Origin of the sequence: Eudoraea sp. (genome assembly GCF_049665975.1) — a bacterium.
Lineage (GTDB): Bacteria > Bacteroidota > Bacteroidia > Flavobacteriales > Flavobacteriaceae > Eudoraea.
This window is the reverse complement of record NZ_JBATGR010000502.1, coordinates 1-15,366: the sequence shown is the minus strand read 5'-3', so window position 1 is coordinate 15,366 and position 15,366 is coordinate 1. Positions and strand designations below refer to the sequence as shown.

General features: G+C 36.7%; 13 protein-coding genes and 1 pseudogene. 8 read left to right on the top strand and 6 right to left on the bottom strand.

Translation table 11 applies throughout. The features are described from left to right. On the bottom strand, window positions 1–869 hold an 869-nt coding region (gene aroC / locus WBN20_RS16035; protein ID WP_424282411.1), incomplete at its 3' end, for a chorismate synthase. Between the two features lie 227 nt (window positions 870–1,096). Here aroC and WBN20_RS16030 point away from each other — a divergent pair. Continuing rightward, window positions 1,097–1,969 carry a UDP-2,3-diacylglucosamine diphosphatase gene (locus WBN20_RS16030; RefSeq protein WP_424282410.1) on the top strand — a complete coding sequence of 291 codons (873 nt, stop codon included), beginning with the start codon at window positions 1,097–1,099 and terminating at the stop codon, window positions 1,967–1,969. On the opposite strand, the gene WBN20_RS16025 is transcribed toward WBN20_RS16030, so the two are convergent. Beyond that, complete coding sequence (locus tag WBN20_RS16025) at window positions 1,955–4,870, bottom strand: FAD-binding and (Fe-S)-binding domain-containing protein (RefSeq protein WP_424282409.1); 2,916 nt, start codon at window positions 4,868–4,870, stop codon at window positions 1,955–1,957. The genes WBN20_RS16030 and WBN20_RS16025 overlap by 15 nt on opposite strands. Before the next feature lie 90 nt (window positions 4,871–4,960). Between WBN20_RS16025 and WBN20_RS16020 the strand changes: the two genes are divergently transcribed. Both WBN20_RS16020 and WBN20_RS16015 read left to right on the top strand, forming a co-directional pair. After that, entirely contained in the window at window positions 4,961–5,473 is a 513-nt protein-coding gene (locus WBN20_RS16020) for a hypothetical protein (protein ID WP_424282408.1), read from the top strand. 104 nt (window positions 5,474–5,577) lie between these two features. Beyond that, window positions 5,578–6,684, top strand: coding sequence for a redoxin domain-containing protein (locus WBN20_RS16015; RefSeq protein WP_424282407.1), 1,107 nt, complete (start codon window positions 5,578–5,580; stop codon window positions 6,682–6,684). Between the two features lie 73 nt (window positions 6,685–6,757). Here the strand turns inward: WBN20_RS16015 and WBN20_RS16010 are convergent, their stop codons facing one another. Both WBN20_RS16010 and WBN20_RS16005 read right to left on the bottom strand, forming a co-directional pair. After that, on the bottom strand, window positions 6,758–8,410 hold the full coding sequence (locus WBN20_RS16010) for a hypothetical protein (protein ID WP_424282406.1): 1,653 nt from the start codon (window positions 8,408–8,410) through the stop codon (window positions 6,758–6,760). Window positions 8,411–8,575: 165 nt separating this feature from the next. Continuing rightward, complete coding sequence (locus tag WBN20_RS16005) at window positions 8,576–9,223, bottom strand: rhomboid family intramembrane serine protease (RefSeq protein ID WP_424273077.1); 648 nt, start codon at window positions 9,221–9,223, stop codon at window positions 8,576–8,578. A 60-nt stretch (window positions 9,224–9,283) separates the two neighbouring features. On the opposite strand from WBN20_RS16005, the gene WBN20_RS16000 reads away from it, so the two are divergent. Then, window positions 9,284–10,171 carry a lysophospholipid acyltransferase family protein gene (locus tag WBN20_RS16000; protein ID WP_424273078.1) on the top strand — a complete coding sequence of 296 codons (888 nt, stop codon included), beginning with the start codon at window positions 9,284–9,286 and terminating at the stop codon, window positions 10,169–10,171. A 36-nt stretch (window positions 10,172–10,207) separates the two neighbouring features. On the opposite strand, the gene glmM is transcribed toward WBN20_RS16000, so the two are convergent. Then, on the bottom strand, window positions 10,208–11,596 hold the full coding sequence (glmM, locus tag WBN20_RS15995; protein ID WP_424273079.1) for a phosphoglucosamine mutase: 1,389 nt from the start codon (window positions 11,594–11,596) through the stop codon (window positions 10,208–10,210). A gap of 95 nt (window positions 11,597–11,691) precedes the next feature. Between glmM and WBN20_RS15990 the strand changes: the two genes are divergently transcribed. Continuing rightward, on the top strand, window positions 11,692–12,285 hold the full coding sequence (locus WBN20_RS15990; RefSeq protein WP_424275346.1) for an ACP phosphodiesterase: 594 nt from the start codon (window positions 11,692–11,694) through the stop codon (window positions 12,283–12,285). Beyond that, the gene (gene ggt, locus WBN20_RS15985; RefSeq protein WP_424282405.1) at window positions 12,273–13,955 is read left to right on the top strand and encodes a gamma-glutamyltransferase; all 1,683 of its coding nucleotides are present in this window, start codon (window positions 12,273–12,275) and stop codon (window positions 13,953–13,955) included. Before WBN20_RS15990 ends, ggt begins: the two co-directional genes overlap by 13 nt. Before the next feature lie 58 nt (window positions 13,956–14,013). Here ggt and WBN20_RS15980 read toward each other — a convergent pair whose 3' ends face one another. Continuing rightward, entirely contained in the window at window positions 14,014–14,766 is a 753-nt protein-coding gene (locus WBN20_RS15980; protein WP_424282404.1) for an XRE family transcriptional regulator, read from the bottom strand. Window positions 14,767–14,985: 219 nt separating this feature from the next. Here WBN20_RS15980 and WBN20_RS15975 point away from each other — a divergent pair, with 219 nt between their 5' ends. After that, the gene (locus tag WBN20_RS15975; RefSeq protein WP_424272350.1) at window positions 14,986–15,165 is read left to right on the top strand and encodes a hypothetical protein; all 180 of its coding nucleotides are present in this window, start codon (window positions 14,986–14,988) and stop codon (window positions 15,163–15,165) included. 5 nt (window positions 15,166–15,170) lie between these two features. Then, window positions 15,171–15,366 (top strand): annotated as a pseudogene (locus tag WBN20_RS15970) (TIGR03915 family putative DNA repair protein); the annotation flags it as partial.

The following is a 15,366-nucleotide window of genomic DNA, read 5'->3' as shown; positions in this document are numbered from 1 at the left end:
AAATAAATGTCCATACCGTTGCTAATGCCCCCCTGAATGCCCCCACTGTTATTGGTAATGGTGGTGCCATCCGATTTAAATTGATCATTATGAACACTTCCTTTCATTTTTACTCCCTCAAAACCGCTACCATATTCAAACCCTTTAACTGCATTAATAGATAACATAGCTTTTCCCAAATCCGCATGAAGTTTGTCAAAAACTGGTTCTCCAAGTCCAACAGGGACATTCTTTATTACACAGCTAATAATCCCACCAACAGTGTCTCCTTCTTTTCGAATTTCTTTAATATAGGATTCCATCCGGGCAGCTGTGTCTGGATCCGGACATCGAACGGCATTGCTTTCCGTTAATTTTAAATCTAGTTCCGAATAGGGTTTTTCCAGTCGAAGAGAACCAACTTGAGATACAAAGGCATTAATACTAATCCCATTTAAAAATTGTTTAGCGATAGCGCCTGCAACTACCCGGCTGGCAGTCTCACGGGCAGAACTTCTGCCCCCTCCCCGATAATCTCTAAAACCATATTTTTTATCATACACATAATCCGCATGAGAAGGGCGATACGAGTCCTTTATATGAGAGTAATCTTTAGATTTTTGATTTGTATTATAAATTGCAAAACCAATAGGAGTGCCAGTAGTTTTTCCTTCAAAAATACCGGAATAAAAAACCACTGTATCTGGTTCTTTGCGCTGTGTTACTATGGCCGACTGGCCGGGTTTTCTTCTATCCAGCTCATTCTGAATAGCATCCATATCCAGAATTATTCCAGACGGACATCCATCTAAAACGCCCCCGATTGCTTTACCATGCGATTCACCAAAAGTAGTGAGTTTAAAAAGTGTTCCAAACGTATTACCAGCCATAAAATAGGGTCTTTCTTTTATCCAATTAAGAGTTTAAATTCCTTTTTACAAGTCAAAGATAGATGTTAAATAACCGTAAACCAAAACGCGAGTCTAGTTAATATTAAGGTAACAAATGAAGGTTTATATATGTCAAACTTAACCTTGACATTATATATTAATGACTTTAACTTAAAATAATATTATACCCATGGGTCTAATTTTGTAGTCAAGTAAATTTTTACCTTTTGAAAAAGCGGAAAATAGATGTAGTGGTACTATCTGATGTGCATTTAGGCAGTTCGGGCTGCCATGCAGAAGAACTAATGGCCTATCTAAGTAGTATAGAACCTAAAAAATTAATTTTAAACGGAGATATAATCGATGTTTGGCAATTTAATAAACACTACTTCCCTGTGTCGCATTTAAGGATTCTTAAAAAAATTACAAGTATGGCTATAAATGGAACTGAAATCATATATATTACTGGTAATCATGATGATATGTTGCGTAGGTTTAGCAATACTTTTATAGGAAATTTTAGCATACAAGATGAATTAATTTTGGAATTAGATGGCAAAAAAGCCTGGTTTTTTCATGGAGATATTTTTGATGTTTCCATGCGATATGCCAAGTGGTTTATCAAAATGGGTGGATTTGGTTTTGATCTCTTACTCCGTTTAAATAGAATTTTTAATTGGTGCTTAATTAAACTTGGGAATGAAAGATATTCACTGGCAAAAAAAATAAAAAATAGTGTGAATAATGCTGCAAATTATATTCATAATTTTGAACGAACAGCAATAGAAATTTCACTAGCAAAAGGTTATGACTATGTAATATGCGGACATATTCACCGGCCTAAAAAGGAAATTTTAGGGACTAAGAAGGGTAAATGCACTTATCTTAATTCTGGAGATTGGGTTGAAAACCTCAGTGCCCTGGAGTATTCATTTAAGCGTTGGAAAATCTATAATTACAGTTATGACAAACTGGCTCCCTTTTTTGTTGATGAGGATCTAAAATCATTGGAATTAAATGAATTAATTAGTTTCCTCGAAATAAAACAGGTCACAAAAAAATCAACTTGCGAAAAAAAAGACAAATCAATTGATGCATAATGCATTTTTTAAAATAGTTACGGGGTGTTGGGCTTTCCTTCCCGTTCCATCAAATATCTGATGCCTGCAGCTCGTGCCGTTAGCCGCAATAATGACGTTCTCATCAGATTTTCTTATTGATGGAAATAGTCTTAACTCGCCAATTCGCATACTTGTATTATAATGTTCCTTTTCATATCCAAAGGATCCTGCCATTCCGCAACAGCCGGAAGCTATAATACTAACCTTATAATTCTCAGGAAGATTCAATAAATCAAAAGTTACCTTTTGATCAGAGAGTGCCTTTTGATGGCAGTGATTGTGAATTTTAATAATAGCAGCAGACTTTGTAAATTGTTCTTTCCCTATAATTCCCTTTTTTATCTCATTAGACAAAAATTCCTCAACAATGAAGGATGCAGAGGCAATTGAGTCAACTTTTTCAGTATTGAAGTGAAATCTTTTATATTCATCTCTGAAGGTCAGAATTGCAGATGGTTCAATGCCTAGAATTGGCACCCCTTGTTTTGTATATTCATACAATTTTTCTATATTTTTTGAAGCGAGTTTTTTAGCCTCATTCAAAAATCCTTTAGAAATAAACGTTCTACCGCTTTCGGCGCGAAATAGACTTACATCATACCCTAATCCGCATAACAAATCTATTGCGTCTTTGCCAACATCAGTATCCAGGTAACCCGTGAATTCATCAATATATAGAATTACTTTTTTTTCTTTGTTAACTTCTTCTTTATAAGATTTTTGAAGATATTTATTTAAATCAATATTTGAAACATTAGGCAACGTTCTTTCAATCGCAATTCCAGAAATTTTCTTGATCATATTACCCAATATTCGGGAATTATAAATCGTATTCGTTATTTTGGGAGCTATACTTCCAAAAGCATTCAGCCTGGTATTATATGCAAATAGTTTATTTCTGAAACTATATCCGTTTGTCTCCTGATATTGATATAAAAACTCAGATTTTAAAGTCGCAACATCTACATTACTGGGACACTCACTGGCACATGCTTTACAACTTAAGCATAGATCAAACACCTCTTTTAATTCATAAGAATTAAAACGGTTTTTATCAGTAGAATTGGTGAGTACTTCTCGAAGCATATTTGCTCGTCCTCTGGTAGTATCTTTTTCATTCTTTGTCGCATGATAACTGGGACACATCCCCCCGGCAGCTTTGTGGCTTTTTCTGCAATCTCCGCTCCCATTGCATTTCTCAGCAGCTTTTAATATCCCTTCACTGTCAGAGAAGTCAAAAATGGTTTTGATATCCGGCTCTTCACGTTCAACTTCATAGCGCAATGATTCGTCCATTGGATAAGGGTCTACAATTTTGCCGGGATTAAAAATATGATCCGGATCAAAATAAGATTTTATTCTGCCAAGCAGTTGATAATTCTCTTCACCAATCATCATAGGAATAAATTCGGCCCTAACAATACCATCTCCATGTTCCCCACTGAAAGATCCGCCATATTTTTTTGTCAGTTTAGCCACATCTGTAGTGATGGATCTAAACAAGGATACATCCTCGGCTCGTTTTAAATTCAGAATCGGCCTTAAATGAAGCTCCCCGGCTCCTGCGTGAGCGTAATAGACTGCATCCTGGCCATAATCTTTCATAATCTGTGTAAATTCTCCAATGAAATCATGCAGGTCATCTAAAGAAACCGCTGTGTCCTCAATACAAGCCACAGCTTTCCTATCCCCTACCATATTTCCCAAAAGACCGAGACCAGCTTTTCTTAGTGCTATGGCCTTGTTTATATTCTCTCCCCTGAGAATAGGATTTGCATAGCTAAGCCCTGAGCGTTTTATAGTCTTTACAAGTTCTTTGAGATTGCGCTCAAGACCTTCTTCAGAATCATCTTTCAACTCTAACATTAATAAGGCTGCGGGATCACCTTGAACAAAGAATCGGTTGGATAACTGTTCCCGATTGTTTTTAGTGCAATCTAAAATTACTTTATCCATCATTTCGCACAATTGCAAATTGTGCTTCATTACAGGCACCACATCTTGAAGGCAATCTTCCAGGTTTTTGTAATGGGTAACAACCATAGCCGCAATTGGAGGGGGAATATCATCTAATTGCAAAGTAATTTCCGTTGTAAAGGCAAGTGTTCCTTCGCTTCCACTAAGCAGTTTACAAATGTTAATTTCCGGTTCCTTACCTCCAAAAAGATTACTGTGCAACAATTCATCTACTGCATAACCCGTATTTCTTCTGTGAATACCTTCTTTTGGAAATTCTTCTTTAATATTTTTCTGAATATTTTTATTTTCTAATTCCCCATACAATTGTCTGTAGATAGTTCCTTCAAAGGTATTCAAATCCATTTTTTTTCTATATTCCGCCGGTGTAATTGATTTAAAGGTTACCTGGGAACCATCTGAAAGTATTGTTCTTAAAGAAATGATCTTATCACGCGTTACTCCGTATTGAATTGATGTTGTACCGCTGGAATTATTTCCTACCATACCCCCAATCATACAGCGGTTTGAGGTGGAGGTGTTTGGCCCGAAGAATAAACCATATTCCCTGAGATATTGATTTAATTCATCTCTGATAACGCCCGGTTGAACTCTGACCGTTTTCTTTTCTATATCTAGTTTAAGTATTTTAGTCTGATGTCTGGAAACATCAACAACAATACCTTCTCCAACGCATTGTCCGGCTAAAGAAGTACCGGCGGTACGGGGAATTAATCCTACGTGGTGTTGTTTTGCAAAAAGAATCAATTTCACAATGTCATTTTCATCTTTAGGAAAGGCAACCGCCAAAGGTTCTTTTCTGTATACTGATGCATCGGTAGCGTACAGTGCTCTGGAGAGTTTATCAAATTGCAAACCTCCATTTAGGGAATTTCGTAAACTTATTAAGAGGTTTTTATTCAATCCAAAACAATTTTAAGGGCTAAATTAAGTTTTTATTAGCTGAGAGCCATTTTTGATTGGCATTTTAAACCTAAACTAAAATCAGAACATATGAAAATTTTAAATCCGGTTTTACTAGTTACCCTTCTTTTTACGATATCCATAAGTGCACAGGAAATTTCAGATAATGCATTGGGTCTGCGCCTTGGCGATAGTGATGGATTTGGTGCAGAAATCTCTTATCAAAGATTGCTGAGCAGATATCATCGATTGGAACTTAATCTGGGCTGGAGAGACAGCAGAGAATATGATGCATTCAAAGTAACTGGTCTTTATGAATGGGTGCGCCATATAGATGGTAATTTTAACTGGTTCTATGGAGCAGGTGCCGGATTTGGAAGCGCGAGCTTTGAACCTGTCCCCGGAAATGGAACTAATGAGCCTTTTACCCCCAACGGTGGGTTCTTTGCTTTAATAGCTGGAAATGTGGGGATAGAATATAATTTTGATATTCCACTGTTGTTATCACTCGATATAAGACCTGAATTTGGATTGATAGGTTATAATGATTTTTCAGATAATTTTGACTTTGATATTGCATTAGGGATACGCTATCAGTTCTGAAACAATACGTTATTAATACAAACGTCCTTAACATAACCTTATGTCTAAGGGCTTTTTTTTTTCTGTCATATATAAGTACCTTTGCACATCTTATTTGAAAAACGATGAAAAAACACGTATTTACAGCATTGCTATTAGGTGTACTTATGGCATGTAACACCTCCCCGGATGGATTTAAATTGGAAGGTACACTTAGCGGTGAAATTGAGAATGGAACACAGATCTTTCTTAAAAAAACTGACGAAGCCAATCAGTTAATTGAAGTAGACACCGCTTTGTTAAAAGATGGGAAGTTTACATTTACAGGAACCTCTGAACTGCCCGAGCTTCATTATTTATTAATAAACCGATTACGCGGTAATATCCCTGTGGTACTGGAAAACGGTTCTATTGAAGTCAATGCACAAAAAGACAGCCTGGCTTTTGCTGAGATGAAAGGCACCTTACAAAATGACTTATTCGCCGATTTTCTGGAAGATTCTAGAAGTCTGGCCCAAAGGGCAAGATCTATGTCTGATGAAATGAGGAACGCCACTGCACAGCAGGATACGGCTTCGATGACATCTCTAAGGGATGAATACTTCGAATTACAGGAAGAAGCCAAAACTTTTGAACTAAAATTTGCTAAAGAACATCCCGAGGCGCTTATTTCCGCATTGATCATTGAGAAGGTACTTGCAACTAAGTCACTTCCCGAAAATGAAATTCTGGAATTGTATGAGACACTCACACCAACAATAAAAGAAACTGTTGTGGGACAACGAATAAAAACTAAACTTGACAAACTAGCAAGTACTTCAATTGGTGTAAAGGCACCAAATTTTTCTGCTCCTACCCCTACCGGGGATGAGTTGGCTCTTAACGATGTTTTGGGAAAAATAACCATAGTAGATTTTTGGGCCGCCTGGTGTAAACCCTGCAGGGCAGAGAATCCCAACGTTGTTAAGGTCTATAATAAGTACCATGACAAAGGATTGAATATTCTAGGAGTGTCTTTAGACAGACGCACCGAAGATTGGACTAAAGCTATTGAAGACGATGGTTTGGTCTGGAACCATGTGTCTAACGTAAATTATTTCGATGAAATAGCGGAACTCTATAATGTTAAAGCAATACCTGCAACATTCATCCTGGATGAAAATGGAGTGATAATTGCAAAAGATTTAAGAGGTATGGCGTTAGAAAATAAAATTAGTGAACTACTTCAATAAAAGGAAGTTCTTAATTATAAAAAAACCCTGATGCTTTAAGCATCAGGGTTTTTTTTATATAATCTAATAGATCTTAAAACTTATTCTGCACATCGTCGAAATCACCGGCTATCGTAACATCATCTCCGATTTTAACCTCGCCAAAAATATTGACTACAGAGTCAGAGCCAATGAATTCTATAGTAGATCCATCTTTTAAATCTAAATCACCATAAATAGTAAGATTTCCTTCTATACGTAAGGTTGCACCTTCTTCAATTTTAATTTCTTTCCTTTTCTTATTCCTGCCTACTAACAGATTGCCATTCATTTCTAGAAGGCCGCTATCTTTTTCTATATCCACATCATTGATTACTGTCCAGGAACCACACATCAATAGGGATCCACTCACTTTGATTGAATTAAATCTCTTTGCTCCTCTAAACGCAATATCTTGTCCTTCCTTGATATCTAGTTTGTTTGTACCCTTATATTCTTCAAGTGTTGCACAAGTAGCAGCTAAGCTTTGCGACAATCTATTTAGTTTTATGATTTGTAAACCTTCTGCTCCTGAAGCAGCGAAAACATAATCCCCTTTAGATTCTACATAATTAACCGAGCCATTAATTTGTATTACTCCATAAGGTGCAGCACTAGGTCCTCTGTCTTCAGATAAAGAAAGCCCGGCACCACCATTGGCCATTAATATAATATCCTTATTAAAGGCAACTGCGTTATTAACCATATCTCCTGTAGCTGTATTATTGGGATCAATACTTATAGGTATGTATTGCAGACGGGTTCCGGAATCATAAGAATATAATCCAACACCTTTACTTCCTTCCGCTACAACAATTTTATCATCTACAAAATCAACCGTTCTTTTGGTATATGCCCCAAAATCTGAATTGATCGGTATTTCTTTTTTGGTCTTTAATTTATCATCCAGAATGCGCAAGCCAAAGCCGGCATCTAACAAGGCCACTTTATTATTGTCGAACGCCAGTGACCGGAGGTCTGAAAATAATTCTTCCTTTTTAACATCAAAATCTTTTGCATCGTATATGGTTACAGATCCATCTTTTCCACTGGAAACATAAACTTCATTACCATCTACATGTACATCTGTTGCATTGTCACCAGGCTGGTATCCATAAAGTATACCAGCACCTAAATCCATAGTGCCTCCGCCATTAATTCGTATTTTAGTAACAAAAGAGCTGGACGAAGCAGTAAAAGATGCCTCCTTATTCAGGCCTCCAACTGCATATAAATATCCATCTGAATATTGTAATGAGTTAATATCTGAAGTTAAATAGATGAGTCGTGAGGTTACCACCGGATTATGAGGATCAGCTATATTTATAATGTCGATAGCTCCATAATAATCTTCTCCAGCTAAATTATAAGAAACATAAGCATAATCTCCGTCAACATCGACATGAGAAGCAGTCAAAACAGTACTCCCTCCAATGCTTGGCGGACTCACCTGTGCCACAAGTGTAATAGGATAATCTCCTGCTTCATCAGCTTTGGCAGCCGAGAATCTTTTATTTGAATTAAGTTCATCTTCAAAAATATCCAGCACACCAGAATTTTCGAAATTAATGCTACCACTTAACTTTACTAAATCATTTTCTAGGATGAGATTCTCCTGTTGTTCATCAACGAATACGGTAGTTTCGTCACTACAGGATATAAAAATGGCCATTGAAGCCATAAGTAAATAGGGGACTCTTTTAAACATAAGTAGGTATTTTAAATTAATTTGGGCAATTAACTAACGACAAAAGAACGAAAATGGTATTTAAAACCATGTGTTTTTTCGACAAACAGTAAACTTATTAGTTATAAATTAGCATTATAATCCTTAATTATTGTAAGGTAATACCTTCTTTTTTATCGTTTGTAATTAGATTTTACCCATTTTTTCCAGTACAAACAATATCACTATTGGAATGGCCAGCAGCATTACCATAAAGGTATCGGTAATTATAAGGTCTGGTTTAAAAAGTAAGGTTGTTGCGTATCCTCCTATAGCGCCTCCAAAGTGAGCCGTATGTCCAATATTACCAAGGCGTTTTTTCATTCCATAAATTGAGTATAGCATATAGGCAAGGCCAAGAATATATGCGGGGATGGGAATTGGTATAAACATGATTCCCAATTGCATATCAGGTTGGAGTAAAATGGCAGCATATAATATGCCGGTTACTGCACCACTTGCTCCTACAGCGCTATAAAAAGGTTCATCCTTGTGAAAAAAAAGGGCCAGTAAGCTACCGGCTATAAGGCTGACAAAATAAATAATTAAAAACTTTTCCCAGCCAAACCAATTGATTACAACAGGCGCAAAGAAATATAGCGTAAACATGTTCATGAATAGATGGGAAAAATCCACATGAAGAAATCCTGAAGTCACCACTCTATCGCGTTGCCCTGCCTTTATTGCCCCAATTGCAAACTTATAGCGATCAAAAAACACAACATCATTAAAACCTTTGAGGGATATCAAAACATTTACGGCCATTATTGCTATCGTTGCAAGATGCATACTCATATAAATATCAATTTAATTAAGCGCCAAATATAGCTATATTTGCCCATATTTATTTTGTGCATGCAACTTCTGGTTTATATTATTGTCTTCCCCTTTTTATGGTTAATATCTATACTCCCCTATAGGTGCTTCTATTTTTTTTCCGATATCATTTATGTTTTGGTGTACCGTATTATTGGTTATAGAAAAAAAGTCGTCCGTGCCAATTTGACTCTGGTTTTTCCGGATAAAAGTGACGAAGAGATAAAAAAGATTGAAAAGGCATTTTATAAACATATGTGTGATATGTTTCTAGAAACCATCAAAACATTGAATATCAGCGAAGAAGAGCTAAAAAAACGCTATGCCTTACCCAATATTGAATTACTTCTTGAAGTGGAGAAAAAACGAAGCATCTTGGTCATGTTTCCCCATTATGGCAATTGGGAATGGAGTATTATAGTAAATCGATATGTAAAGTCAAAAGGATTTGCGATATACCAAAAAATTGGTAATATTTATTTTGATCGATTGATAAAAAAAATCCGGGCAATATGGAGCACAACACCTATTTCTCAGAGAGAGACGGTTATAACCATGGCACGAAATCATCAAAAAGACATAAAAGGAGTATATGGGATTGTAAGTGATCAATCTCCTCAGGCACATCTGGCACAATACTGGACAAAATTCATGAATATAAAAGTCCCTGTTTTTAATGGCCCTGAAGTTCTGGCAAGAAAGTTTGATCATGCAGTTGTTTTCGCGAAAGTATCCAAAGTAAAACGAGGATATTATAGAACTGAATTTATACCAATAGCACTGGAAGGCAGTAAGAGTAAAGAGAATGAAATAACCAACCAGTTCTTAAAACTAACCGAGGAAGAAATTATCCAGAATCCTGCATATTATCTTTGGACACACCGACGATGGAAACACAGAGATAAGGTGCCAGAAAAATATATCTAATCCCTACAAATCCATATATTTAGTTTGCTTTCTAAATTAGATCCCTGCAATTTCTCTAATCTCTCCTATAATTCTATCAGCTAAAGAATCAGCTTCAGATTGCGTCTTTGCCTCGGTGTATATTCGAATTATTGGTTCTGTATTGGATTTTCTTAAGTGAACCCAGGAGTTCGCAAAATCTATTTTAACACCATCTATAGTTGAATGCTTTTCCTCCCTGTATTTTTCAGCCATTTGTACTAACACCTCGTCAACATTTAACTCTGGTGTAAGCTGAATCTTTTTCTTACTCATAAAATAGGCAGGATAACTTTTCCGCAGCTCGCTTACCGTCCCCCCGCGTTCTGCCATTAGCATTAAAAATAGCGCTGTGCCTACTAAAGAATCTCTTCCATAATGGCTTTGAGGATAAATAATACCTCCATTTCCTTCTCCTCCAATGATCGCATTAATGGCTTTCATTTGGGCTACCACATTTACTTCCCCTACGGCCGCCGCGGTATATGAACCCCCATGCTTTAAGGTGATATCCTGTAATGCTCTGGTAGAGGATAAATTAGAAACCGTATTTCCAGGAGTTTTGCCTAACACATAGTCTGCACAAGCCACTAAGGTGTATTCTTCTCCAAACATTTCACCATCATTGCTTATGAATGCCAAACGATCTACATCCGGGTCAACTACAATACCAAAATCGGCCTTTTCCTTTAACACAAGCTCACAGATATCTCCCAAATGTTCTTTTAGGGGTTCAGGGTTATGTGGAAAATGACCCGTAGGATCGCAGTATAACTTTATAACTTCAACACCCAGACTCTCCAGTAGCTTAGGGATGGCAATACCACCTGTGGAGTTTACACCGTCTACGACAACTTTAAAACCTGCCTTTCGTATGGTATTGGCATCTACCAAAGGCAGTTCCAGTACTTCATCGATATGTATATCTATATAAGCGTCATTTTTAATAATTGACCCCAAATCATCTACTTCTGAAAAATCAAAATCTTCTTTTTCCGCTATTTCAAGAATAATTGCGCCTTCGGCTGCATCAAGAAATTCACCTTTTTCATTTAGTAGTTTTAAGGCATTCCATTGTTTTGGATTATGACTTGCGGTAAGAATAATACCCCCATTGGCTTTTTCAAGGGGAACCGCTATTTCAACGGTAGGAGTTGTAGACAACCCAAGGTCTATAACATCTATTCCCAGTCCGACCAAAGCAGAAACCACCAAATTCTGAATCATTTCTCCGGAAAGACGGGCATCTCTTCCAACAACCACTTTTAAATTATCCGATTTGGAATAACTTTTTAGCCATGTACCATAAGCTGCTGCAAATTTTACGGTATCAATAGGAGTGAGATTGTCGCCAGGCTTCCCGCCTATGGTACCTCTTATGCCTGAAATTGATTTTATTAACGTCATAGAATTTTAAATAGATATTGCAAATATACATGTCTTAGTAATTATCATGCGCTCCTAATTTGTAAATTCAGTTGCGAAGATTATATTCGTGGTGAATGAATTTTTTAGCACATATATATTTATCCTTTGGAGATGATGAAATAACTATCGGAAATTTCATTGCGGATAGCATAAGAGGAAATAAATACAAACATCTGCCAGATAGAATACAAAAAGGAATCCTATTGCATCGTGAAATAGACACTTATACAGACGCACATCCTATTACCAGGCTAAGCAGTAAAAGATTACATCAGAATTACAGTCACTACAGCAGGGTAATAGTCGATATCTTTTATGACCACTTTTTAGCTAAAAACTGGAGGCAATATTCGGATACTCCTTTAGATATTTATGTAGATAAATTTTATGATTTACTGGAGGATAATATTACCATTCTGCCTGATGGCACTAAACGAATGATTCCCTATATGATAAGTGATAATTGGCTACTCAATTATGCTAAAATGGAAGGAATAAGCAGGGTTTTAAAGGGTATGAACAGAAGAACCAATAACAAAAGTAAAATGAATTTTGCGATTCTTGATCTTGAAGAAAACTACGAAGCCTTTGAATTAGAATTTACAGGCTTTTTTAATGAACTTGTGGTCTTTTCAAAACAAAAATATACGTCAATATGCGAATACTAATTCTTCTTATTACAATTCTTCTTTTTACACAATGTAAAAAACACCCCCCTCAACCGACTGGCTTGGTTAGTAAAAATGCCATGGTAGTATCTGCACGAAAAGAGGCTTCAAAGATTGGAATAGATATACTTCAAAAAGGAGGAAATGCATTTGATGCAATGGTTGGAACTGAACTTGCATTGGCAGTGGCTTATCCTTTTGCAGGGAACCTTGGTGGTGGTGGATTTATGGTTTACCGGAAAAGTGATGGCAATATAGGAGCTATCGATTATCGTGAAAAGGCTCCATTGGCGGCCCATAAAGATATGTATCTGGATTCTCTGGGCAATGTTATTCCGGGAAAGAGTACTGTGGGAGCAAGTGCCACGGGAGTACCCGGAACAATTGCCGGTATTTTTGAGGTGCACGATAAATTTGGCACTTTACCCATAAAAGATATTATAGACCCGGTTATAGAACTGGTTGATCAAGGGGTTGAGGTTACTCCAAAGCAGGCCGCCAGGTTAGATAAGTATTGGGATCAGATTAAAAGTGTAAATGGAGAAAATACTTTGTTTTACAATAAATGTGATGCCGGAGACACACTGAGATATCCGGCCCTGGCTAATACTTTAAGGAGAATAGCAATAAACGGAAGGGATGAATTTTACAAGGGAGAAACTGCTAAAATACTGGCAAGATTTATTCAGGAAAAAGGTGGTTATGTAACAGAAGAAGATCTGGCGAGGTATGAGGCCAAATGGCGACAGCCCGTTGTGTTCAATTACAAGGATTTAAGGATAATTTCTATGAGCCCTCCCAGCAGTGGCGGAGTAACGATAAATCAAATCTTTAAGATGATTGAAGCTTATGACATCTCCGACTTTGGTCATAATTCTGCCAAATCTATTCAGTTGTTTACTGAGGCTGCAAGACGTGCCTATGCCGACAGGAACTTTTTCCTGGGCGATCCGGATTTTGTAGTTATTCCTCTAGATGTATTATTAAGCAAGAAGTATTTACAGGCCAGAATGGAGAACTTTTCATTTGATACGGCTACTCCTTCTAGCGAAGTGCAGCACGGTACAGTGGAAATTATGGAAAGTAGTGAGACTACTCATTATTCGATTGTTGATCAGATGGGAAATGCTGTTTCTGTAACTACAACCTTAAACGGTGCATATGGTTCCAAACTCTATTGCGACGAATTAGGATTCTTTTTAAATAATGAAATGGATGATTTTAGTGCTAAACCAGGAGAGCCCAATATGTTTGGTCTTATAGGAGCTGAAGCCAATAGTATAGCAGCAGAAAAACGAATGCTAAGCTCAATGACCCCAACTATTGTTGAAAAAGACGGAGATCTTTGGATGGTTGTAGGTTCTCCGGGGGGATCCACAATAATTACAGCTGTTGCACAGACAATTCTAAATACTTATGAATTTAATTTGAGTATGCAAGAATCTGTAAATGCTCCCAGATTCCATCATCAGTGGCTACCCGATCATATCGTTTTTGAAACAGAAGGATTTTCGGATGCATTGAAAATTGAGTTAAAATCTAAGGGTTATCATATTAATGAGAAACCCACACCTATCCTTGGAAAAGTGGATGCTATACTGGTTTTACCTGATGGCAGCCTTGAAGGAGGTGCAGATAAACGAGGAGATGATACCGCAGTAGGTTTCTAAACCTTAGAAGGTTTGGATTAACTATCATATTTGAAATTTTCATCGAGTTGGTGATAAGTCATTTTCTTAGTTGGTTTTTTAACTCCTCCATAGATTCCTGCAATTGTCTTAACAATCCTTTTTCTGTTGTAGCATCTACACCAAAAGTTATTTTGCTGCTTACCTGCCAAAGCTCCTGTATCTGCTCCGATTCTATTTCATAAGGTGGGTAGATTTCGTTAAGTGAAATCAATAGCATCTTTGAATTGCCAGGCAATTTCTCAATCTTTTTTACCAGTACCGCATCATGAAGTACAATAACATATATCTTATTACCACTTATATCATCCAGACCCTCCACCGCCTTAGCTAATACCCATTCGCCAGGCTGCAGATTAGGCAACATACTATCACCTTCAACCTGGAAGCCCCTGTAAGTAGCGTTTCTGAATTCAGGAAGTGGGAGATCAAAAGCAGGTAATTGTTTGTACCAACTTGTGTCCTGAATATTTTGGGGATAACCCGCGGCCGCCTTTGCATTTACCAATACCATATTGTCATTGTCTGAAGAATCCACAGTTACCACTTTGGGGATAACACTAGTTCCCGAATAATTTAAATGTTGATTGTTACTATCGCCAAATAACCATAGTGGGTTAACATTAAATTGTTTCAACATTTCAACAACAACCTTTCCTGAAAGCTTGGTGCGTCCACGTTCTATATCTGCCGTAGTATTAGGAATACCCAGCATATTAGCAAATTCGGCCTGGGTATAGCCCAAATCCCGCCTTATTTCAATAAATCTCTTTATAGTTAATTCATTTTCCATAGTTATTTTCCCATTTTTTCTGTCCTATACTAATGTTTATAGCTTTTTTCTTATTTAACCAACCATTAAATAATACTTCGCCTCCTCGTATATTGGAAAGCTTCCCTATTCCGGATTCTCAAATATACAAAATTTGGATTATTTCCAAAATATTTTAGGAATATTTCCTAATTTAGGATATTTTCCATATTTTTGGATAAAATACAAATACACTTAGTCATGTTAGATGAAATTATTACTGAAAAACTTAGCCTATGGGCACAAAGAGGATTAAATGACGGTTTTTATACGAACGACATTAAAGATATCAGCAAAGAAAAAAGGTTGTTAAAAATTAAAAAGAAGGTATCAAAAAATAGATCACAAAAATCAATAAACAAACAATTAAGTCTATTCTAAAAGTTATGGAAAAAGAAAAAATATTGCTGTATGACGGCAGTTTTAATGGATTTTTAACCTGCATTTTTACAGCATTTGAACAAAAAATAAATGTTGTTGGTATTCAAAGAAAAAGTCAGGTTCAAAAAGGCTTGTTTACTGAAACACAAACTATTTTAACACAAGTGAATAAAGCTAAGCGAGTCTGGAATGGTATTAGCC

What these genes read in the sequence shown, in the direction of transcription:
- glmM (WP_424273079.1), bottom strand. Translation starts at nt 11,596, where the DNA reads ATGACGTTAATAAAATCAATTTCAGGCATAAGAGGTACCATAGGCGGG.
- WBN20_RS16005 (WP_424273077.1), bottom strand. Translation starts at nt 9,223, where the DNA reads ATGAGTATGCATCTTGCAACGATAGCAATAATGGCCGTAAATGTTTTG.
- WBN20_RS16000 (WP_424273078.1), top strand. Translation starts at nt 9,284, where the DNA reads ATGCAACTTCTGGTTTATATTATTGTCTTCCCCTTTTTATGGTTAATA.
- WBN20_RS16010 (WP_424282406.1), bottom strand. Translation starts at nt 8,410, where the DNA reads ATGTTTAAAAGAGTCCCCTATTTACTTATGGCTTCAATGGCCATTTTT.
- WBN20_RS16015 (WP_424282407.1), top strand. Translation starts at nt 5,578, where the DNA reads ATGAAAAAACACGTATTTACAGCATTGCTATTAGGTGTACTTATGGCA.
- ggt (WP_424282405.1), top strand. Translation starts at nt 12,273, where the DNA reads ATGCGAATACTAATTCTTCTTATTACAATTCTTCTTTTTACACAATGT.
- WBN20_RS15975 (WP_424272350.1), top strand. Translation starts at nt 14,986, where the DNA reads ATGTTAGATGAAATTATTACTGAAAAACTTAGCCTATGGGCACAAAGA.
- WBN20_RS15990 (WP_424275346.1), top strand. Translation starts at nt 11,692, where the DNA reads ATGAATTTTTTAGCACATATATATTTATCCTTTGGAGATGATGAAATA.
- WBN20_RS15980 (WP_424282404.1), bottom strand. Translation starts at nt 14,766, where the DNA reads ATGGAAAATGAATTAACTATAAAGAGATTTATTGAAATAAGGCGGGAT.
- WBN20_RS16020 (WP_424282408.1), top strand. Translation starts at nt 4,961, where the DNA reads ATGAAAATTTTAAATCCGGTTTTACTAGTTACCCTTCTTTTTACGATA.